Source organism: Kosakonia sp. Marseille-Q7440, assembly GCF_965119485.1.
Genome location: NZ_CBCPLT010000001.1, coordinates 707,014 through 727,617 on the forward strand (window position 1 = coordinate 707,014; position 20,604 = coordinate 727,617).

At 58.6% G+C, this 20,604-nt stretch carries 15 protein-coding genes; 10 read left to right on the top strand and 5 right to left on the bottom strand.

Annotated features, from left to right (window positions below; all coding sequences use genetic code 11):
• Window positions 1-8 precede the first annotated feature (8 nt).
• The 4 genes from ACWPW2_RS03170 to queF form a co-directional block, all read right to left on the bottom strand.
• Window positions 9-1,376 (bottom strand): L-serine ammonia-lyase, encoded by a 1,368-nt coding sequence (locus tag ACWPW2_RS03170; RefSeq protein ID WP_454121596.1) that lies wholly within the window; start codon window positions 1,374-1,376, stop codon window positions 9-11.
• 57 nt (window positions 1,377-1,433) lie between these two features.
• Entirely contained in the window at window positions 1,434-2,723 is a 1,290-nt protein-coding gene (locus tag ACWPW2_RS03175) for an HAAAP family serine/threonine permease (RefSeq protein ID WP_279792671.1), read from the bottom strand.
• Window positions 2,724-3,180: 457 nt separating this feature from the next.
• On the bottom strand, window positions 3,181-4,545 hold the full coding sequence (gene ppnN, locus ACWPW2_RS03180; RefSeq protein ID WP_279792670.1) for a nucleotide 5'-monophosphate nucleosidase PpnN: 1,365 nt from the start codon (window positions 4,543-4,545) through the stop codon (window positions 3,181-3,183).
• An 89-nt stretch (window positions 4,546-4,634) separates the two neighbouring features.
• The gene (gene queF, locus ACWPW2_RS03185) at window positions 4,635-5,480 is read right to left on the bottom strand and encodes an NADPH-dependent 7-cyano-7-deazaguanine reductase QueF (RefSeq protein ID WP_288883621.1); all 846 of its coding nucleotides are present in this window, start codon (window positions 5,478-5,480) and stop codon (window positions 4,635-4,637) included.
• A 68-nt stretch (window positions 5,481-5,548) separates the two neighbouring features.
• On the opposite strand from queF, the gene syd reads away from it, so the two are divergent.
• The 8 genes from syd (at window position 5,549) to ACWPW2_RS03225 (ending at window position 13,970) form a co-directional block, all read left to right on the top strand.
• A complete protein-coding gene (syd, locus tag ACWPW2_RS03190; RefSeq protein ID WP_454121598.1) occupies window positions 5,549-6,094 on the top strand; it encodes a SecY-interacting protein in 546 nt (181 codons plus the stop codon).
• 630 nt (window positions 6,095-6,724) lie between these two features.
• Window positions 6,725-7,054, top strand: coding sequence for a YqcC family protein (locus ACWPW2_RS03195; RefSeq protein WP_454121599.1), 330 nt, complete (start codon window positions 6,725-6,727; stop codon window positions 7,052-7,054).
• Entirely contained in the window at window positions 7,054-7,848 is a 795-nt protein-coding gene (truC, locus tag ACWPW2_RS03200) for a tRNA pseudouridine(65) synthase TruC (RefSeq protein WP_023479450.1), read from the top strand. Before ACWPW2_RS03195 ends, truC begins: the two co-directional genes overlap by 1 nt.
• Window positions 7,849-7,853: 5 nt before the next feature.
• A complete protein-coding gene (locus ACWPW2_RS03205) occupies window positions 7,854-8,303 on the top strand; it encodes a flavodoxin (protein ID WP_454121600.1) in 450 nt (149 codons plus the stop codon).
• Between the two features lie 380 nt (window positions 8,304-8,683).
• On the top strand, window positions 8,684-10,039 hold the full coding sequence (locus ACWPW2_RS03210; protein ID WP_023479481.1) for an MFS transporter: 1,356 nt from the start codon (window positions 8,684-8,686) through the stop codon (window positions 10,037-10,039).
• On the top strand, window positions 10,039-11,379 hold the full coding sequence (locus ACWPW2_RS03215; RefSeq protein WP_454123567.1) for an enolase C-terminal domain-like protein: 1,341 nt from the start codon (window positions 10,039-10,041) through the stop codon (window positions 11,377-11,379). Before ACWPW2_RS03210 ends, ACWPW2_RS03215 begins: the two co-directional genes overlap by 1 nt.
• 20 nt (window positions 11,380-11,399) lie before the next feature.
• On the top strand, window positions 11,400-12,740 hold the full coding sequence (gudD, locus tag ACWPW2_RS03220) for a glucarate dehydratase (protein WP_454121602.1): 1,341 nt from the start codon (window positions 11,400-11,402) through the stop codon (window positions 12,738-12,740).
• 87 nt (window positions 12,741-12,827) lie between these two features.
• Window positions 12,828-13,970, top strand: coding sequence for a glycerate kinase (locus ACWPW2_RS03225; RefSeq protein WP_454121604.1), 1,143 nt, complete (start codon window positions 12,828-12,830; stop codon window positions 13,968-13,970).
• Window positions 13,971-14,161: 191 nt separating this feature from the next.
• Here ACWPW2_RS03225 and barA read toward each other — a convergent pair whose 3' ends face one another.
• Window positions 14,162-16,936, bottom strand: a complete 2,775-nt coding sequence (gene barA, locus ACWPW2_RS03230; protein WP_454121605.1) for a two-component sensor histidine kinase BarA — start codon at window positions 16,934-16,936, stop codon at window positions 14,162-14,164.
• Window positions 16,937-16,993: 57 nt separating this feature from the next.
• Between barA and rlmD the strand changes: the two genes are divergently transcribed.
• Window positions 16,994-18,295 carry a 23S rRNA (uracil(1939)-C(5))-methyltransferase RlmD gene (gene rlmD / locus ACWPW2_RS03235; RefSeq protein WP_454121607.1) on the top strand — a complete coding sequence of 434 codons (1,302 nt, stop codon included), beginning with the start codon at window positions 16,994-16,996 and terminating at the stop codon, window positions 18,293-18,295.
• A 52-nt stretch (window positions 18,296-18,347) separates the two neighbouring features.
• Complete coding sequence (relA, locus tag ACWPW2_RS03240; protein ID WP_023479480.1) at window positions 18,348-20,585, top strand: GTP diphosphokinase; 2,238 nt, start codon at window positions 18,348-18,350, stop codon at window positions 20,583-20,585.
• Window positions 20,586-20,604 lie beyond the last annotated feature (19 nt).

Below are 20,604 nucleotides of genomic sequence, written 5' to 3' on the forward strand. Positions count from 1 at the left end.
CAGGCAGGTTAATCGCAGGTAACGACCTTCATCGCCAGCCCGCCGCGGGAGGTTTCGCGGTACTTGACGTTCATATCTTTCCCGGTTTCGTACATCGTCTCGATCACTTTATCGAGGCAGACGCGCGGCTCGCTGGTGCGGCGCAGCGCCATACGCGCGGCGTTGACCGCTTTAACCGAGGCAATGGCATTACGCTCAATGCAGGGCACCTGTACCTGGCCGGCGACGGGATCGCAGGTCAGACCGAGGTTGTGCTCCATACCGATTTCCGCCGCAATGCATACCTGCGCCGGGCTGGCGCCGAGCAGTTCAGCCAGACCCGCAGCTGCCATCGAGCAGGCGACGCCCACTTCGCCCTGGCAGCCCACTTCCGCGCCGGAAATTGAGGCGTTCATCTTATAGAGCGAACCGATGGCGCTGGCGACCAACAGATAGCGCGCCAGCGAGTTAGCGTTCACTTCGCGGATAAACTTGTCGTAATAGGCCAGCACCGCCGGGACGATACCGCAGGCACCGTTGGTCGGTGCGGTCACTACGCGGCCACCGGCGGCGTTCTCTTCATTGACCGCCAGCGCGAACATATTGATCCAGTCGACAACCGCCATCGGATCGGTGGTGGTTTTATCACTGCTGACCAGCATGCGGCGCAGCGCGGCGGCACGACGCGGCACGCGCAGTCGGCCCGGCAGCACGCCTTCGGTGTTGATGCCACGCTCAATGCCGCCGTGCATCACTTCCCAGACACGCGCCAGGTGCTGCTCCAGCTCCTCTTTGCTGTGCAGCGCCAGCTCATTTTTCATCATCAGGCCGGAGAGGGAAAGCCCGCTTTCCTGGCAGTGACGCTGCAAATCGGCCGCGTTTTTATAGGGGTAAGGCACCTCAACCGGCGCGCTGGTGGTCTGGCCGAAGTGCGCTTCGTCGACAATAAAGCCGCCGCCAATCGAGTAGTAGGTCTGGCTGTAGAGCACCGTTTCGCCCGCCAGCGCGGTGATGCGCATGCCGTTCTCATGCAGCGAGAGATTATCGGCATGGAAATTCATGCAGCGATCGACCGGGAACTCCACTTCGTGCTCACCGTTCGCCAGCAGCAGGCGGCCGTGCGTATTCACATCCTGAATAAAGCCCGGGATCGCATCAATATCGACGCTATCCGGCAGGTTGCCGGCCAGCCCCATAATAATGGCGATATCCGTATGGTGGCCTTTGCCGGTCAGGGAGAGCGAGCCATAAACGTCGACCACCACGCGGGTGACATCGTGCAGCAGGCCGCAGGCAATCAAATCATCGGTGAACTGTTTGCCGGCTTTCATAGGGCCGACGGTGTGCGAGCTGGAGGGACCGATACCGATCTTAAAAATATCGAATACGCTGATCATAACGCGTTATCCATGACAAAGAGGGATTGCGCCGCCCGGCTGGACGGCGCGCAGAGATTAGCTGAACAGGGAGTAGAAAATCGCGGAGATAGCGATAAGACCCATAATCACAATGAAGACGTTGCTGATGTGGCCGCTGTATTTACGCATCGCCGGAACGCGGGCAATGGCGTACATCGGCATCAGGAAGAGGATCATGGCGATAATCGGGCCGCCCAGCGTTTCGATCATGCCGAGGATGCTCGGGTTCCAGGTGGCAACCGCCCAGGTGGTCAGCAGCATGAACAGCGCGGTAATGCGGTTCAGCTTGTTGATTTCGATGGTTTTGCCTTTGCCACGCAGGGATTTAATCACCATACCGTTGAAACCTTCACGCGCGCCGAGGTAGTGGCCGAGGAAGGATTTGGTGATGGCGATCATCGCGATGATCGGTGCCATCCAGGCGATGACCGGCGCATTAAAGTGGTTAGCCAGGTAGGAGAGAATCGAGATGTTCTGCTCTTTCGCCGAGGCCAGATCGGCCGGTGCCAGGCTCAGCACGCAGCTGAAGACGAAGAACATCACCGTCAGCACCATCATGATGTGGGCGAAGGCCAGAATGCGCGAGCATTTACGTTCTGCTTCTGCGCCGTACTCTTCACGTTTCGCCACGGCGAAGGAGGAGATGATCGGCGAGTGGTTAAAGGAGAAGACCATCACCGGGATCGCCAGCCACAGGGTCATCCACAGGCCATTGCCGGTCGCAGACGCGCTGTTGAAGGAGAGGGTTTCCAGCACCGCGCCGTTCCACTGCGGGATCAGGTAGAGCGCCAGCAGCATCAGGGCGATAACAAACGGGAACACCAGGATGCTCATCGCTTTAACGATCATCTGCTCGCCGAAGCGCACGATGGTCATCATACCCACGATCAGAATCAGGGAGAGGATCGCACGCGGCGGCGGCGTCATGCCCAACTGGTGGGTCATAAAGCTGTCGACGGTGTTGGTGATCGCTACGCTATAAACCAGCAGAATCGGGTAGATGGCGAAGAAGTAGAGCAGGGTAATCAGTTTGCCTGCGCCGATACCAAAATGTTCTTCCACCACTTCGGTGATATCTTCGCCGGGATTTTTACCGGAGAGCACAAAGCGGGTCAGACCGCGGTGCGCGAAGTAGGTCATTGGGAAGGCAAGAATGGCCATGATGATCAGCGGAATCAGTCCGCCTACGCCAGCGTTGATGGGCAGGAACAGTACGCCAGCGCCAATCGCGGTACCGTAGAGGCCTAGCATCCACATGGTGTCGGTCTTACGCCATGCGCTCCGCGTTCCGGTTGAAGCCAGATTACTGGTTTGAGTCGTTTCCATTGGTAAATCTCCTGGGAAAATCAAAAAGCTGCCATTTAGACAAATCGTTTGCCATCCACGCCAGCGGTAATATTTTATCCGGTTGATTGCGGCTATTTTTATAATTTCTTACCGCAATTATTTGCGGCGGAAAGATACATGTATGTTATGACTCTATCAGTGATCAGGATCGCAATTGCAATAATCCACTTATTAAGTGGGCATATTTAGACCATCTGTCTGTTTATCAAAAATCATCTGAGATTTATGGGCGCGAAGGCTATCACCCGCCAGATATGCGATCAAACTCACAGCGGTGAAAGACGATAAAAGCGCTGTGGATCATCCGATTAGCAGTGATTTATCGACTTTTAAGCCAACTGGAGTGGATCATTACCTTGTGCAGGGTAGGGGAATTACGGCGGGAAAGGCGGGAAGGTATAAGGGCGGCTTATGGCCGCCCGGTAAGAAGCAAGAATTAGGCGCAGATTTCGTAGCAGGGGATATAGGCCGATCCGGGGAGTTTCATGCGGTGCTGGGCGACGAAGCCCTGCAACAGATCGTCCATGCGGCGCATCATGTCGCTGTCGCCATGAATTTTGTACGGGCCGTACGCTTCAATCGCACGAATGCCGTGCTCTTTAACGTTACCCGCCACAATGCCGGAGAAGGCGCGACGCAGATCCGCCGCCAGCACTTCGACGGGCTGATCCGGGTAGAGCTTCAGGTTGGCCATATTTTCATGGGTCGGCTCGAACGGCACCTGCAGATCTGGCGCAATGCGAATCGACCAGTTGAAGCTGTAGGCATCGCCGGTTTCGCGACGATTCTCTTTCACCTGCGGCATCGCCTTTTTCATCTGGCGCGCCACTTCGGCCGCATCGTTGATGATGATGGTGTAGTGACGGCGCGCGGCTTCGCCCAGCGTGTTGACGATAAACTCATCCAGCACGCGGAAGTAGTCGGCGCTCTCTTTCGGCCCGGTGAGGATCAGCGGCAGCACCTGATTTTTGTTCGCCGGGTTCATCAGAATACCCAGCAGGTAGAGCAGCTCTTCCGCCGTACCGACGCCGCCCGGGAAGATAATGATGCCGTGGGCGATACGCACAAACGCTTCCAGACGCTTTTCAATGTCCGGCATGATAATCAGCTCGTTAACCAGCGGGTTTGGCGGCTCTGCGGCGATGATCGATGGTTCGGTCATGCCGATAAAACGCCCCTCTTTATAACGCTGCTGCGCGTGGCCGACCGCTGCGCCCTTCATCGGCGCTTCCATTGCTCCCGGCCCGCAGCCGGTACAGATATTCAGCTCACGCAGGCCAAGCTGGGTGCCGACGCGGCGTGCGTAGAGGTACTCGGTTTCGTTGATTGAGTGACCGCCCCAGCAGACCACCATACTCGGCGCTTCGCCGACGTGCAGGGCACGGGCGTTACGCAGAATTGAGAAGACCAGGTTGGTGATATGGGTCGAACTCTCCACATCAAGATGCTGAAAACGACTGGCGTTATGGATCTGGCCGTTCACAAACAGAATATCGCGCAGCACGGCAAACAGGTTGGCCTGTAGCGCGCGGATCAGACGCCCGTCGACAAACGCTTCTTCCGGTGGGTTGATCAACTCCAGCTTGACGCCGCGTTCACGGCGCAAGACGTTGATATCAAAACTTTCGTTACGGGAGAGCAGCTCTTTGCTGCTGTCGGTCTGGCTCCCTGAGTTCAGTACAGCGAGCGAACAGTTGCGAAACAGTTGATACAGGTCGCTGCTGGCCGTGCGTTTAAGCATATCGACTTCCAGCTGCGACAACATATCCATCGAGCCAAGCGGGCTAATATGTGTAATCAAGTGAACTCCTTACGGGACGAAAATTTTATCTTCCCTGCTGATTACAATAGCCCTGGCTTATGACGTTTAACAACCTGCCAACGCATGTTTTACTGGCGCGCCAGCCGCCCGGTTGCCGGAACGAAGTCTGTATTGCTGCGCCACGGGTTGATATCGAGGCCGCCGCGTCTGGTGTAGCGCGCGTACACGCTGAGGGATTCCGGCTGGCAGAAGCGCTGAATATCCGTAAAGATGCGCTCAACGCACTGCTCGTGAAACTCATTGTGATGGCGGAACGAGACCAGATAGCGCAGCAGTTTTTCCCGGTCGATTTGCGCCCCGCGATACTGGATCTGCACCGAGCCCCAGTCCGGCTGGTGGGTGATCAGGCAGTTCGATTTCAGCAGATGGCTAACCAGTGTCTCTTCCACCACTTCGCCGTGCGCGGCGTCGGTCAACAGCGCGGCATCAAACTCATAGTTATCAATAGCGATATCCTGATCGTCGATGCAGAGGCCAGCAAAGTGGGCAACCGGCTGGCCTTCCAGCTCATCGACGCGGTAGAGCGTGACGCTTACCGCACCCTGCGCGCAGGCGCTGAGATCGCGTTGCAAGGTGCTGCGTACTTCATCCCAACTGGCGAAACGGGTCTGGTTAAAGCTGTTGAGATAGAGTTTAAAACTTTTAGACTCCACCAGATTGAGGCTGGCGTAATCCAGTTCCACCTGGCCGACCGCGACCTGCGGCAGCCCGTTGGCATTGAGCCAGGAGAGCTCATACAGCGTCCAGATATCCGCGCCGTGAAAGGGGAGGTTATCAGCCTTCAGCCCAAGGGGATCGCGGTTGAGCGAGCGCGGCACGCCTTGCAGCAGGCTAGCGTCATAGGTATCGCGGTAGTCGGTGGTTTTGCCCAGCGTCAGGCCCGAAAGCGCCTGGTGGTTATCATAAGAAGACATGTTTCATCGCCATTTTGCAGGTAAACTATGGCGCAAGTTTATCCTGGCTTAAGTAAAGAGAGAAATCGGTGGAAAAAGAGACGGCTCAGGCGCTGAAAGCCTTTACGGAACGTTATTGCGATGCGTGGCATGCGGCGCACGGCAGTTGGCCACAGAGTGAAGATCTGTATGGCGTCCCTTCGCCCTGCATCATCTCTTCTACCGAGGAGGCTGTTTTCTGGCAGCCGCAGCCCTTTACGGCGCAGCAGAACGTTCACCCCGTTGAACAGGCGATGGAGATTGTGGTACAACCGCCGGTTCATGCGTTTTATACCACGCAGTTTGCCGGTGATATGACCGCGCGGCTGGGCAATATCAGCCTGACGCTGCTGCAAACCTGGAGCGAAGCGGATTTTGTCCGGGTACAGGAAAATCTGATTGGGCACCTGGTGACGCAGAAAAGGCTCAAATTATCGCCTACACTTTTTATTGCCACGCTCGATAGCGAGCTGGATGTCATCTCAGTCTGTAACCTGAGCGGCGAGGTGATGCAGGAGACGCTCGGGACACGTAAACGCACGCGTCTGGCCAGCGATCTGCCCGCTTTCCTCACCCAACTTGAACCCGTCGTGTAAGCCCATCGCCTACATCCCGTGTGAGAGATCTCTTACAGAGCCTGTAGGAGATCGGCTGTTCGTATTCTATAACTCACGTGAGTTATCTTTATTTAAACAATTAGAAATCATGATGTTAATACGATAATCCCTGGGGTCAATGGCGTACTACGGCAGAGCTTTGTCGTTAAGTCTCCTTGTAAGACCGGCCGTAATACGTAATTCTATCTCTTGTCGACACGGAGTCTGACTAAGAGACGTACATCAGGATGATGTTGTTTCTGGACACACCGGGAAGGTGCTTCACGGACAGACTTCAGGACGAAGTGAGAGGATATCGCCGGAGTGCGTTAAAGGACACCTCCAGGACGGAGAATGAGAGCCGGTCAGGATGGACGGTAGATCAGGAGGATCCAGGACACGCTTTAAGGATAAGGCCAGGTCACATCGGGGTGGTGTGAGCATGATGCGTTGTTTAAGGATGAACGGGTCAGGAGACCGCAGGAAAAGTTTTCATGGATGAGCAGGGAGCACACGGGTAGCCGGATAGCTGCGAAACGAACCGGGAGCACTGTTTTTACAGTGCTCCCTTTTTTTATTTCTCCCGCTCTTTGCTATGCTGCGCGCCAGTCTGATTAAACGGGGGCTTTTATGACTCAACATCAACGCGTGCGCCAGCAGCTTCAGCTGATTGAAGCGCAGCTGCGCGAGCACGATCTCTGGCAAACCACTGCCCCGGCGCTGAGCGCTTTTGAGAGCACGCAACCCTTCTGCATGGACACCCTGGCACCCTTTGAGTGGCTGCAATGGGTGCTGATCCCACGCATGCATGCGCTGCTCGACAGCAAACAGGCGCTGCCGCAGGCTTTTGCTATCGCGCCTTATTACGAAATGGCCCTTGATGCAACTCACCCCTCCCGCGATGCGATGCTGGTTCATCTCCAGCAGCTTGACGCGCTGTTTAGCGACGAAAGCCGCTGATGCTGGAGATAATCTACCAGGATGAGTGGCTGGTTGCCGTCAATAAACCCTCCGGCTGGCTGGTGCATCGCAGCTGGCTCGACCGCGATGAAAAAGTGGTGGTGATGCAGACCGTGCGCGACCAGATTGGTCAGCATGTTTTTACCGCCCATCGTCTCGACAGGCCGACTTCCGGCGTTCTGCTGATGGGGCTCTCCAGCGAAGCGGGGCGGCGTTTATCCCAGCAGTTTGAGCAGCACCAGATGCAGAAGCGCTACCACGCCATCGTGCGCGGCTGGCTGATGGAGGAGGCATTGCTCGACTATCCGTTGGTCGAGGAGCTGGACAAAGTGGCGGATAAATTCGCCCGCACCGACAAAGATCCGCAGCCTGCGGTGACTCACTATCGCGGTCTTGCAACGACCGAATTACCGGTCGCGATCGGTAAGTTTCCCTCTACGCGCTATGGGCTGGTCGAGCTGGAGCCTAAAACCGGGCGCAAACACCAGCTTCGCCGCCATCTCTCCCATCTGCGCCACCCGATTATTGGCGACAGCAAGCATGGCGATCTGCGGCAAAACCGCAGCGCGTCAGCGCATTTTGGCCTTAACCGCCTGATGCTGCACGCCAGCCAGTTAAGCCTTACGCACCCGTTTACCGGCGAGGCGCTGACCCTGCGCGCCGGCTTCGATGCGGTGTGGATGCAGGCGCTGGATCAGTTCGGCTGGCGGGGCCTTCTCCCTGAGAATGAAAGGGTTGAGTTTAGCGGCCTCAGCGGTCAGGATGAGGGCAATCTGGAATCACGCAAGGAGTGATAAGCATGGCGAATATAGGCATTTTTGTCGGCACGATGTACGGCAATTCGCTGCTGGTAGCGGAAGAAGCCCAGGCGATTTTAGAAGCCCAGGGCCACACGGCAAAGGTGTATGAAGATCCTGAGGCGGCGCAGTGGGAGAGCAACAAAGGCAACTACGCGCTGGTCGTCACCTCCACTACTGGCCAGGGCGATCTGCCGGACAGCATCGCGCCGCTGTTTCACTACCTGCGCGACACCGTCGGCTATCAGCCCGAGCTGCGCTACGGCGTGATTGCGCTGGGCGACAGCACCTACAGCCACTTCTGCGGCGGCGGGAAAAAATTTGATGCGCTGTTGCAGGAGCAGGGCGCGCAGCGCATCGGCGAAGTACTGCTGATTGACGCCAGCGAAGCTCCGGAGCCGGAAAGCGTCTCCAATCCGTGGGTTGAGCAGTGGGCAAGCCTGCTGAAATAAGTCCGTTTCCCTCCCGCTCGCCGGGAGGGTTAGCCTCTTTTTATTAACCGTCAAGCGACGCTATTCACACTCTTCGCACCTGACCCGCGCTTTTACCCCGCCGTTTATCGTCTGTTTCAATTTTCGTGAAATACCCCCCATCGTCCTGGGCTAATGCCCCAAACCCGCGCTGAGCTGCCGCCGAATGTTGTGTTGATGCACGGTGAGAGTTACCAGGCCGCTTTTTATACTCCTTGAGCCAGTTAATAAAGCCGCCCGCCGTGGAGCAAAACCGCGACGGGCCGCGGCATAAAAAGAGCGACAGCGTTCTGTCTACCCCTACAGGTTGCGCCGTACAGGATGCATGTTGAAAAGAACATCTATGCTTCGGGAGTACAACCATGAGTGCATTAAGCCAGGCGGCGAGCGGCGCTGAAAAGCGCACAAATGCCCGCTACTGGATCGTGGTGATGCTATTTATCGTCACATCCTTCAACTACGGCGATCGCGCTACGCTATCGATTGCTGGCTCGGAAATGTCCAAGGCCATCGGCCTTGATCCTGTCGGTATGGGCTATGTCTTCTCCGCCTTCTCCTGGGCCTATGTGATTGGCCAGATCCCGGGCGGCTGGCTGCTTGACCGCTTCGGCTCGAAACGCGTCTACTTCTGGTCCATCTTCACCTGGTCGCTCTTTACCCTGCTGCAAGGGTTCGTCGATCTCTTCAGCGGCTTTGGCATCATCATCGCGCTCTTTACCCTGCGCTTTATGGTCGGCCTGGCAGAAGCCCCCTCTTTCCCGGGCAACAGCCGCATAGTGGCTGCCTGGTTCCCGGCGCAGGAGCGCGGCACGGCGGTCGCCATCTTCAACTCGGCGCAGTACTTCGCCACGGTGATCTTCGCGCCGATTATGGGCTGGCTAACCCATGAAGTAGGCTGGTCGCACGTCTTCTTCTTTATGGGCGGGCTTGGGATCTTCATCAGCTTCCTGTGGCTGAAAATGATCCACGAGCCGAACCAGCATCCGGGCGTCAACAAAAAGGAGCTGGAGTACATCGCCGAGGGCGGCGCGCTGATCAATATGGATCAGAAGAACCCCCAGCAGAAAGTGCCCTTTTCGCAGAAGTGGGGCCAGGTCAAACAGCTGCTCGCCTCGCGCATGATGATCGGCGTTTATCTCGGGCAGTACTGCATTAACGCCTTAACCTACTTCTTTATCACCTGGTTCCCGGTCTATCTGGTGCAGGCGCGCGGCATGTCGATCCTGAAAGCGGGCTTTGTCGCCTCGATCCCGGCGATCTGCGGCTTTGTCGGCGGCGTGCTTGGCGGCGTTATTTCCGACTGGTTAATGCGCCGCTACGGATCGCTGAACGTGGCGCGTAAGACGCCGATCGTGCTGGGCATGCTGCTCTCGATGAGTATGGTGTTCTGTAACTACACCGATTCGGAAACTCTGATTATCGCCTTTATGGCGCTGGCCTTCTTCGGCAAAGGCATCGGTGCGCTCGGCTGGGCGGTGATGGCGGATACCGCGCCGAAAGAGATCAGCGGCCTGAGCGGCGGCCTGTTTAATATGTTCGGCAATATCTCCGGCATCGTCACGCCGATTGCGATTGGCTACATCGTTGGCACCACCGGCTCGTTTAACGGCGCGCTGATTTACGTTGGCGTTCATGCACTGGTGGCGGTGCTCAGTTACCTGGTGCTGGTGGGCAATATCAAACGCATCGAACTTAAACCCGTAACAGGACGCGAATGATGAATACACAAGCCACGCCCGTCATCACCGACATGAAGGTGATCCCGGTTGCCGGGCACGACAGCATGCTGATGAATATCGGCGGCGCGCATAACGCTTACTTCACCCGCAATATCGTGGTGCTGACGGACAGTGCCGGGCACACCGGCGTGGGTGAAGCGCCGGGTGGCGAGGTGATTTATCAAACATTGGTTGATGCCACGCCAATGGTGGTGGGACAAGAGATCGCCCGGCTGAACAAAGTGGTGCAGCGGGTGCACAAAGGCAACCAGGCGGCGGATTTCGACACCTTCGGCAACGGCGCGTGGACCTTTGAACTGCGCGTTAACGCCGTGGCGGCACTGGAAGCAGCGCTGCTCGATCTGCTTGGCAAAACCCTCAATGTCCCGGTGTGCGAACTGCTGGGGCCGGGCAAACAGCGCGATGCCGTTACCGTACTGGGTTATCTCTTCTATGTCGGCGATCGCACAAAAACTGACTTGCCCTATCTGGACGCGACGCCGGGCAGCCACGAGTGGTACCGGCTGCGCCATCAGGAGGCGATGAGCAGCGAAGCGGTGGTGCGCCTGGCCGAAGCGTCGCAGGATCGTTACGGCTTTAAAGATTTCAAACTGAAGGGCGGCGTGCTGCCGGGCGAGCAGGAGATCGATACCGTGCGCGCGCTGAAAAAACGCTTCCCCGATGCACGCATTACCGTCGATCCCAACGGCGCGTGGCTGCTCGACGAAGCTATTCGCCTCTGTAAAGGGCTGAACGATGTGCTGACCTACGCGGAAGATCCCTGCGGCGCGGAGCAGGGCTTCTCCGGGCGCGAAGTGATGGCGGAGTTTCGCCGCGCCACCGGTCTGCCGGTCGCCACCAATATGATCGCCACCAACTGGCGGGAGATGGGCCACGCGGTGATGCTCAACGCGGTCGATATTCCGCTTGCCGATCCGCACTTCTGGACCCTCTCCGGTGCGGTGCGCGTCGCGCAGTTGTGCGACGACTGGGGCTTAACCTGGGGCTGCCACTCCAACAACCATTTCGATATCTCGCTGGCGATGTTTACCCATGTCGCCGCCGCAGCACCAGGCACGCCAACGGCGATCGATACCCACTGGATCTGGCAGGAGGGCGACGCGCGCCTGACGAAGCAGCCTTTAGAGATCCGCGAGGGAAAAATCACCGTGCCGGACGCACCGGGTCTTGGCGTTGAGCTGGACTGGGCGCAAATTGAGAAAGCGCACGCGATCTATAAAACCTTGCCGGGCGGCGCGCGCAACGACGCCGGCCCGATGCAGTACCTCATTCCTGGCTGGACGTTTGATAAAAAACGCCCCGTTTTTGGACGGCATTAAAAGAGCAAAAGGACACCATTATGAGTACTTATAGTTCCACGCCCGTTGTGGCATCGATGCAGGTTATTCCCGTTGCCGGTCACGACAGCATGTTGATGAACCTGAGCGGGGCGCACGCGCCTTTCTTCACCCGCAATATCGTCATCATTAAAGATAACGCTGGTCATACCGGGGTCGGCGAAATCCCCGGCGGGGAGAAGATCCGCCAGACGCTGGAGGAGGCCGCTGCGCTGGTGGTCGGTAAGACGCTGGGCGAGTACAAAAATGTGCTCAACAGCGTGCGCAACACCTTTGCCGACCGCGATGCCAGCGGGCGCGGGCTGCAAACCTTCGATCTGCGCACCACTATTCACGTGGTCACCGGTATCGAAGCGGCGATGCTCGATCTGCTCGGTCAGCATCTTGGCGTGAACGTCGCTTCCCTGCTCGGCGAAGGCCAGCAGCGCAGCGAAGTGGAGATGCTCGGTTACCTCTTCTTTATCGGCGATGCCAAAAAGACGCCGCTGCCTTACCAGAGCCAGCCCGACGATGCGTGCGACTGGTATCGCATTCGCCATGAAGAGGCGATGACGCCGGATCGCGTGGTGCGCCTGGCAGAAGCGGCCTGGGAGAAGTATGGCTTTAACGATTTCAAACTGAAGGGCGGCGTGCTGGCCGGTATGGAAGAGGCAGAAGCGATTGCCGCGCTGGCAAAACGCTTCCCGCAGGCGCGCGTGACCCTCGATCCGAACGGCGCGTGGTCGCTCGATGAGGCGATCGCCATCGGCAAGCAGCTGAAAGGCGTGCTCGCCTACGCCGAAGATCCGTGCGGGGCTGAACAGGGCTTCTCCGGGCGTGAAGTGATGGCGGAGTTCCGCCGCGCCACCGGTCTGCCGACCGCCACCAATATGATCGCCACCGACTGGCGGCAGATGGGCCACACCCTTTCGCTGCAATCGGTCGATATTCCGCTGGCCGACCCGCACTTCTGGACCATGCAGGGCTCGGTGCGCGTGGCGCAGATGTGCCATGAGTTTGGCCTCACCTGGGGTTCGCACTCCAATAACCACTTCGATATTTCGCTGGCGATGTTCACCCATGTCGCCGCCGCTGCGCCGGGTAAGATCACCGCCATCGACACCCACTGGATCTGGCAGGAGGGTAACCAGCGCCTGACCAAAGCGCCGTTTGAAATCAAAGGCGGGATGGTGCAGGTGCCAACTACGCCGGGTCTCGGCGTTGAGCTGGATATGGATCAGGTGATGAAGGCCAACGCGTTGTACCAAAAGCATGGGCTTGGTGCGCGCGACGATGCGATGGGCATGCAGTACCTGATCCCCGACTGGAAATTTGATAACAAGCGTCCCTGCATGGTGCGTTAATGAAATTGCCACTCCTTGCGGGGGCTGGCATTTCCCGCTGCCCGCAAGGTGTATGCTTACCGTGGTGAATATGCGTAAGGACGGCTTATGAAAATTGTCATCGCACCGGACTCCTACAAAGAGAGTTTAACGGCCCTGGAGGTGGCGACCGCCATTGAAGCGGGGTTTAGCGAGGTGTACCCCAACGCTGAGTACGTGAAAATCCCGGTGGCGGACGGCGGGGAAGGGACGGTAGAAGCGATGGTCGCCGCCACCCAGGGGCGGGTGGTGAAGGTGACGGTTAAAGGGCCGCTCGGCGAGGAGGCCGACGCCTTTTATGGCCTCTCCGGCGATGAGCAATCGGCGTTTATCGAAATGGCGGCGGCAAGCGGGCTGGAGCGCGTGCCAACGGCGAAGCGCGATCCGTTAATCACCACCTCATGGGGGACCGGGGAGCTGATCCGCCATGCGCTGGATGCGGGCGTGAAACAGATCATTATCGGCATTGGCGGCAGCGCGACCAACGATGGCGGCGCGGGCATGGTGCAGGCGCTGGGCGCAAAGCTGCTTGATGAGCAGGGGGAGCAGATCGGCGCAGGCGGTGCGGCGCTGGAGCGCCTGGCGCGCATAGATATTAGCGAGCTGGATCGTCGCCTGGCGCAGTGCCGGATTGATGTGGCCTGCGATGTCACCAATCCGCTTACCGGTAAAGAGGGGGCCTCGGCGGTGTTTGGTCCGCAAAAAGGGGCGACGCCGGAGATGATCGCGCGGCTGGATAAGGCGCTGGCGCACTACGCGCAGATTATTGCCCGCGATCTCGATTGCGATGTGTTAACACTCTCCGGCGGAGGCGCGGCGGGTGGCATGGGCGCGGCGTTGTACGCTTTTTGCGGGGCAGAGCTGCGCCAGGGGATTGAGATTGTGACCGATGCGCTGGCGCTGGATAAGCACGTGGCCGATGCGGATCTAGTGATCACCGGCGAAGGGCGAATCGACAGTCAGACCGTGCATGGCAAAGTGCCGGTCGGCGTGGCGAAGGTCGCCAAACGGTATGATATTCCGGTGATCGGCATTGCCGGCAGCCTGACCGCCGATGTCGGCGTGGTGCACGATCACGGTATCGACGCGGTGTTCAGCGTGATATACACCATTTGTTCCCTCGACGAGGCATTAGCCAACGCCGGGGAGAATGTGCGCCTCACCGCCCGCAACGTGGCGGCGGTATTAAAAGCGGGGCAGGGGTTACGGTAAGGATTGCCGAATGCCTGATGGTTGGTTGTGCCGGATGGCGGCTGCGCCTTATCCGGCCTACGGGTGCGGTATGCCGGGGGTTTTGGGTTTGCCGGATGGCGGCTGCGCCTTATCCGGCCTACGGTCACGAAGCTGCTGAAACCGCGTAGGCCGGATAAGCGTTTACGCGCCATCCGGCAATGGGATCGCGCTTAACCAATCAACCGGTGCGCTTCGCGCGCTACGTTATCCATCTCGTCGAGCAATTCGAGAAGCTCCGGCTCCAGATCTTCGGCGCGCACGCCGCTGCGCAACTGGTGCTCAAGCAAATGACAGAGCTTTTTCAGGCGTGGTACGCCGCTATAACCGCAGCTGCCGTGCAATTTATGGATCCCCTCCGCCAGCCCGGCGGGCGCTTCACCGACTAACTGCTCTTCAACCATATTGCGGATCTCCGGCAGGAACTCGACCAGCATATGCAGCATATCGCGCGCCAAATCCGATTTCCCCGCAGCCTGACGCAGCGCTAACTGCCAGTCGAGCGTCGTTTCATCATCCACGGTAATAACCGGCGGCGTCTGATCCGCTTCCGGCTCCAGCGGCGTCAGCCATGGGCCGACACTGTGGCCGGGCTTATAGCGCAGCAGCAAGTTACGCAGCTTCTCCTCTTCAATCGGCTTCGCCAGGTAGTCGTTCATCCCGGCGCTGAGCAGCTTCTCTTTCTGCCCGGCCATCGCATGGGCGGTGACGGCGACCACCGGCGTCTGCTGCTGGTGCGGCAACTGGCGGATCAATTCGCAGGCGCGAATCCCGTCCATCTCCGGCATCTGAATATCCATCAGCACCAGATCGAACTGCATCTGCTTCGCCCGCTCAAGGGCTTGCTGACCACTTTCGCACAGCTCCACCTGCTGAACCTGATCCTCAAGCAGCGCGCCAATCAGCTTCAGGTTGGCGGGGTTATCATCCACCGCCATTACCGACATCGGCAATTTGCTCTCATCCGGCGCGGGCAGTTCCGCCAGCCGCGTGATGCGGCAATATTCCGTTAACGCAGGCAGCAGGCGCGTCGAGGTGAGCGGTTTCAGCAGACAGGCCGCCGCGCCATCTTGTTTAAGCGATTCGGCGTCAACCTGCGCATGGCACGGCAGCGCCAGCAGCAGGTAATCGGTCATTGCCGCGGCACGCGCCAGGCGATCATGCTGCATACTCAGCGGCTCGCGCACGGTTACCGGGATCGCCATCAACAGCATGTCGTAGTGTGCCTGCGGTAGCGCGGAAAACGACGGGCTGTAGATCACCTCCAGCGGCGTTTCGCTCAGCACATCGAGCGTACACTGCGCCGCCGTTGCATTTGGCTCCACGTAGGCCAGGCGTTTGCCGACCAGACAGCGGGTTGGCTGCATCTCGCTGATAGCGTTCGGGTTAAGATCGAGATTGATATGGAACCAGAAGGTCGAGCCGCGATTAGGCTGGCTGTGGAAGGAGATATCGCCGCCCATCTCATTGACCAGCCGCTGGGTGATCACCAGCCCCAGCCCGGTGCCGCCGTGGCGACGCGAAATACTGGCGTCCGCCTGACGAAATGCCTGGAAGAGCCGCGACTGATCGCGCTCGGGAATGCCTATGCCGGTATCGCGGATCTGCATCTCCACCTGCACTTTGTTATTGCTGATGGCGCGCTTCTCCACCACCACGTCGATATTGCCGTTTTCCGTAAACTTGATCGCATTGCCGACCAGATTGGTGATCACCTGCTGCAAACGCAGCGGATCGCCAATCACGTTATCCGGCACATCATTTTTGATACTTAGCGTCAGCTCCAGGCCCTTATCGTGGGCCGAGTGCGCCAGCAGCGTCACCACCTCATCCAGCGTGCTGCGCAGCGGGAAGGGGATGCTTTCCAGAATCAGCTTGCCCGCTTCCAGTTTGGAGAAGTCGAGCACGTCATTGATGATCGCCAGCAGGTTATTGGCTGAGCGCTCAATGGTCAGCAGGTGGTCGCGCTGGGTGGGATTAAGCTCCGATTTCAGCGTCAAGCGGGTAAAGCCAATCACGCCATTAAGCGGCGTCCGCAGCTCGTGGGACATATTGGCGAGGAACTCGGATTTGATGCGCGCCGCTTCCTGGGCGCGCTTTTTCGCCAGATCCAACTCGACGTTCTGGATCTCCATCTGCTCCAGCGTTTCGCGCAGATCGGAGGTGGACTGGTCGATATTGTGCTGCATCTCTTCGTGATAGGCCGCCAGCGACATCGCCATCGAGTTAATGCCGTTTTTCAACATATCCAGTTCGCCAAGCATAAAGCCTTCGACGCGGCTATCGAGCTGGCCGCGGCGAATGCGGTCGACGGTATTGACCATATTGCGAATGGGGCTGGTGACATCGCGCATCAGCCGCCAGCCGAAAATCAGCGCGATGCCGATACAGAAGAGGATCATCAGGCTGGAGATAAATATCTCTTTGTACTGCTGCAAACGCACCGATTTGAGATCCAGCTCCAGCGCCACATAGCCGAGCAGATTGCCGGTGATCTTATCCGCCGGCAGCGAGGAGCTGGCGGGCGCAAACCCTTCGGTGAGGATTGGCGTGCGCAGGATCATCACATCGCCGCGCCGGGTGACGCTCAGCTTGCGCGGGAAGGGCTGATTGGCGGGCAGCTTGAGGGAATCGCCCTCGAGTTGCAGGTTCGACGAGACGAAGAGCGCGTTCTTATTGTCGTAGATCGAGATGGCCCGCACGATATCGGAGTGGCGGCGGTGCAGGACGCTAATCAGCTGGCCGATAGCGTCTTTATCCTGCAACGTCATGCTGTATTCGCTGGAGACCGCCAGCGGCTCAATAATGCTGGCTCCGGCGTCTTCCAGTTGACGCTGTAAATCGTTATAGCGATGGACGACAAAAAAGACGCTGAGCAGCACACCGATAAGTACGGTGGGCGCCAGAATCAGAATCATCATGCGTGCGCGCAAGCTGTAGTTGGTCATGGAATTCCGTTATGGGAGAATGGGGCCATTGATCAGTAATTGAGATTTTTCACCGCAATGGCGCAATTCTACTCTGCAAAACGACGAGTGACGACTCGTCAAAAAATAACCGTAACAGTAAACGACCTTGACCCGTTTGGGCAGGGGGTGGCGCGTCATAATGGTAAAGCGCTGTTTATTCCCGGTTTGTTACCCGCAGAGTCGGCGGAGATTATCCTTAAAGAGGATAAACGCCAGTTTGCCCGCGGCGAAGTGAGCCGTCGGCTGAACGACAGCCCGGAGCGCGTAGCGCCGCGCTGCCCGCACTTTGGCGTCTGCGGCGGCTGCCAGCAGCAGCATGCCAGCGTTGAGCTGCAACAGCGCAGCAAACGCGCCGCGCTGGCACGCCTGATGAAGCAGGATGTCGACGATGTGATCGCCGGTGAGCCGTGGGGTTACCGCCGCCGCGCGCGCTTAAGCCTGAGCTGGCAGCCGAAAGCGCAGCGTCTGGAGATGGGTTTTCGCAAAGCGGGCGACAGCGATATCGTCAATGTCACACAATGCCCGGTGCTGGTGCCCCGTCTTGAAGCACTGCTCACGCCGCTGCGCGACTGCCTGGCAGAATTAAGCGGCGCTCGCCAGCTTGGGCATGTCGAGCTGGTCGAGGCGGATAATGGCCCGCTGATGGTGCTGCGCCATACGGCACCGTTAAACGCCGCCGACAGAGCAAAACTGGAACGCTTTTCGCATTCCCATCATCTGGCGCTTTATCTCGCGCCGCAAAGCGATATTGTTGAGCAGATCACTGGTCAGACTCCCTGCTACGCTTCTGACGGGCTACCCTTACACTTCAGCCCGCGGGATTTTATCCAGGTCAATGATGGCGTAAATCAGCAGATGGTCGCCCGTGCGCTGGAGTGGCTCGATGTGCAGCCGCAGGACCGCATTCTCGATCTCTTTTGTGGGATGGGAAATTTCACGCTGCCGCTGGCGAAACGCGCGGCGGAAGTGGTTGGCGTGGAGGGCGTTGCTGAGCTGGTGGCGAAAGGGCAGGAGAACGCGCAACAGAATGGTTTGCACAATGTGACATTCTTTCACGAAAATCTGGAGGAAGATGTTACAAAACAGCCGTGGGCGAGCCGGGGGTTTGACAAAGTTTTACTCGACCCTGCGCGCGCGGGCGCGGCGGGTGTCATGCAGCATATTATAAAATTGTCGCCGGGCCGGGTGGTCTACGTCTCCTGTAATCCCGCCACGCTTGCGCGCGACAGTGAAGCGCTGCTGAGTGCGGGATACCAGATTGAGCGGCTGGCGATGCTGGACATGTTCCCGCACACTGGCCACCTGGAATCGATGGTGTTGTTTGTGAAACACAAATGATTAATTTCGGCTTGCCGAATTCGGCAGGCCCGGTCCCTGAAAGGAGAGGACAATGGTTGCGGTACGCAGTGCGCATTTGAACAAAGCGGGTGAATTCGATCCGGCCAAATGGATCGCCAGTCTGGGCATTACCAGTCAGCCGTCGTGTGAACGCTTAACCGAAACCTGGGCTTATTGTCTGCGTCAAACTCAAGGGCATCCGCAGGCGGAGATCCTGCTTTCACGCGGTATCGAGATGGTGGAGATCCTCTCGATGCTGAGTATGGACACCGACACACTGCGCGCCGCGCTGCTCTTCCCGCTCGCCGACGCGGAAGTGGTCAGCGAAGAGGTGCTGCGCGAAAACGTCGGGGCGGCGGTGGTTGAGCTGATCCACGGCGTGCGCGACATGGCCGCCATCCGCCAGTTAAAAGCGACCCATACCGATTCCGTCTCCTCCGAACAGGTGGATAACGTCCGCCGCATGCTGCTGGCGATGGTGGATGATTTCCGCTGCGTAGTCATCAAGCTTGCTGAACGTATCGCCCATCTGCGCGAAGTGAAAGATGCGCCGGAAGACGAGCGCGTGCTGGCGGCGAAAGAGTGTACCAACATCTATGCGCCGCTGGCGAACCGCTTAGGTATCGGCCAGCTGAAGTGGGAGCTGGAGGATTACTGCTTCCGCTACCTGCACCCGGAAGAGTACAAACGCATCGCTAAGCTGCTGCACGAGCGCCGTATCGATCGCGAACACTACATTGATGAGTTTGTTGGCCACCTGCGCGCCGAGATGAAGACCGAAGGCGTCAAAGCCGAAGTCTATGGCCGCCCGAAACATATCTACAGCATCTGGCGCAAGATGCAGAAAAAGCATCTCGCGTTCGACGAACTGTTTGATGTCCGCGCCGTGCGCATCGTCGCCGAACGGTTGCAGGATTGCTACGCCGCGCTGGGGATTGTGCATACCCACTATCGCCACCTGCCGGATGAGTTCGACGACTACGTCGCCAACCCGAAACCGAACGGTTACCAGTCCATCCATACGGTGGTGCTCGGGCCGGGCGGTAAAACCGTTGAGATCCAGATCCGTACCCGCCAGATGCACGAAGATGCCGAGCTGGGCGTTGCCGCGCACTGGAAGTACAAAGAGGGCACCGCGACGGCGACCGGCGCGCGTTCCGCCCATGAAGATCGCATTGCCTGGCTGCGTAAGCTGATTGCCTGGCAGGAAGAGATGGCGGACTCCGGCGAGATGCTCGACGAAGTGCGCAGCCAGGTCTTCGACGACCGGGTCTACGTCTTTACGCCAAAAGGGGATGTGGTGGATCTGCCCGCTGGCTCCACGCCGCTGGACTTCGCTTACCATATTCACAGCGATGTCGGTCACCGCTGCATCGGCGCGAAAATCAGTGGCCGCATCGTGCCCTTTACCTATCAGCTGCAGATGGGCGATCAGATTGAGATCATCACCCAGAAACAGCCGAACCCGAGCCGTGACTGGCTCAACCCGAACCTCGGCTATGTCACCACCAGCCGCGGGCGCTCGAAGATCCACGCCTGGTTCCGCAAGCAGGATCGCGACAAGAACATTCTTGCCGGCCGCCAGATCCTCGACGACGAGCTGGCGCACCTCGGCATCAGCCTGAAAGAGGCGGAGAAGCACCTGCTGCCGCGCTATAACTTCAACGAGCTGGACGAGCTGCTGGCGGCGATTGGCGGCGGCGACATTCGCCTCAACCAGATGGTCAACTTCCTGCAGGCGCAGTTCAACAAGCCGAGCGCCGAGGAGCAGGATGCCGCTGCGCTCAAGCAGTTGCAGCAGAAGACCTACGCACCGCAAAACCGCAGCAAAGACAACGGGCGCGTGGTGGTGGAAGGGGTCGGCAACCTGATGCACCATATTGCGCGCTGCTGCCAGCCGATCCCGGGCGACGAAATCGTCGGCTTTATCACCCAGGGGCGCGGCATCTCGATTCACCGCGCCGACTGCGATCAGCTGGAAGAGCTGCGCAACGTCGCGCCGGAGCGCATCGTGGATGCCGTCTGGGGCGAAAGCTACTCGGCGGGCTACTCGCTGGTGGTGCGCGTCACGGCGAACGATCGCAGCGGGCTGCTGCGTGATATCACCACCATTCTCGCAAATGAAAAGGTCAACGTGCTGGGCGTTGCCAGCCGCAGCGACACCCGCGAGCAGCTGGCGACCATCGATATGAATATCGAAATCTACAACCTGCAGGTGCTGGGCCGCGTGCTTGGCAAACTGAATCAGGTGCCTGACGTTATCGACGCCCGTCGCCTGCACGGCGGCTGATCGTCTCTTCACCCGATCC

Coding starts and splice junctions, on each gene's coding strand:
- ACWPW2_RS03215 (WP_454123567.1), top strand. CDS start 10,039: ATGAATACACAAGCCACGCCCGTCATCACCGACATGAAGGTGATCCCG.
- truC (WP_023479450.1), top strand. CDS start 7,054: ATGCTGGAGATAATCTACCAGGATGAGTGGCTGGTTGCCGTCAATAAA.
- gudD (WP_454121602.1), top strand. CDS start 11,400: ATGAGTACTTATAGTTCCACGCCCGTTGTGGCATCGATGCAGGTTATT.
- rlmD (WP_454121607.1), top strand. CDS start 16,994: ATGGCGCAATTCTACTCTGCAAAACGACGAGTGACGACTCGTCAAAAA.
- ACWPW2_RS03210 (WP_023479481.1), top strand. CDS start 8,684: ATGAGTGCATTAAGCCAGGCGGCGAGCGGCGCTGAAAAGCGCACAAAT.
- queF (WP_288883621.1), bottom strand. CDS start 5,480: ATGTCTTCTTATGATAACCACCAGGCGCTTTCGGGCCTGACGCTGGGC.
- ACWPW2_RS03205 (WP_454121600.1), top strand. CDS start 7,854: ATGGCGAATATAGGCATTTTTGTCGGCACGATGTACGGCAATTCGCTG.
- barA (WP_454121605.1), bottom strand. CDS start 16,936: ATGACCAACTACAGCTTGCGCGCACGCATGATGATTCTGATTCTGGCG.
- ACWPW2_RS03225 (WP_454121604.1), top strand. CDS start 12,828: ATGAAAATTGTCATCGCACCGGACTCCTACAAAGAGAGTTTAACGGCC.
- relA (WP_023479480.1), top strand. CDS start 18,348: ATGGTTGCGGTACGCAGTGCGCATTTGAACAAAGCGGGTGAATTCGAT.
- ACWPW2_RS03175 (WP_279792671.1), bottom strand. CDS start 2,723: ATGGAAACGACTCAAACCAGTAATCTGGCTTCAACCGGAACGCGGAGC.
- ACWPW2_RS03195 (WP_454121599.1), top strand. CDS start 6,725: ATGACTCAACATCAACGCGTGCGCCAGCAGCTTCAGCTGATTGAAGCG.
- ACWPW2_RS03170 (WP_454121596.1), bottom strand. CDS start 1,376: ATGATCAGCGTATTCGATATTTTTAAGATCGGTATCGGTCCCTCCAGC.